The 864-nt window shown below is 44.6% G+C and carries 2 protein-coding genes; both read left to right on the forward strand.

Annotated features, from left to right (window positions below):
• Positions 1–210: recombinase family protein (locus Q5741_RS21535; protein ID WP_305026150.1), on the forward strand; the 210-nt coding region annotated here is incomplete at its 5' end.
• Between the two features lie 121 nt (positions 211–331).
• The coding region (locus tag Q5741_RS21540; protein ID WP_305026151.1) for an IS110 family transposase at positions 332–864 on the forward strand (533 nt) is incomplete at its 3' end.

Genomic DNA, 864 nt, shown 5'->3' on the forward strand with positions numbered 1-864 from the left:
AAACGGCTCTTTGACATACGGGAACAGAACCCGAATTGGACGTTATCCGAAATGGCATTTCAATTGAATCAAGAAGGCTTTACAACACAGCAAGGCAAGCAGTTCACGAAAGTACAGGTCAAACGGATACTTGACCGCAGAGAGTTCTATGAAGGTCAGTATCAGTACGGCGGCATTACAGCAACAGGATTACATCAAGCCATCTTATAGCGTTTATAGAGGAAGAATAGACACGCTTACCCTTCAATGTACGCTTTCGGGCGAATACTAAACAGACGATGCGGCTATTCTTTTTCCCTAAACGCTATAAAGGCTAAGGGGGATACTCAAAATGAGACATCGTAAAGAGCAGTATATCTATGTTGGCGTTGATTTGCATAAGCGGACACATACCGCAGTTGTTATCAACTGTTGGAATGAGCGATTAGAAGTCATTGAATTTGAAAATAAGCCATCGGCTTTCCCTGCGGTGGTAAACAAGGTCAAGAAGCATGTGCAGGATGGCATGACGGTAGTATTTGGACTTGAGGACGTGGGGGGCTATGGAAGGTCATTAGCCGTTTACCTTGTCGAGAATCATTTCCTAGTCAAAGAGGTCAATGCCGCTTTATCCAACTGGAAGCGTAAAAGCTATGCCATGACAGAGAAACATGACAGTTGGGATGCAGAGAACATCGCCAAGCTGTTACTGGATGAACTGGACAGGTTGCCAAATGCCCACCCACAAGATGATTACTGGATTCTAAAACAGCTAGTTATGCGGCGGTACAGCTTACGGGATACGCTTGTCATGCTCAAGAATCAGCTTCACACGCAATTGAGCTATAACTATCCGAGTTATAGCAAGTTCTTCTGTGAAGTGGA

The sequence above is a fragment of the Paenibacillus lacisoli genome (assembly GCF_030580655.1).
Lineage (GTDB): Bacteria > Bacillota > Bacilli > Paenibacillales > Paenibacillaceae > Paenibacillus > Paenibacillus lacisoli.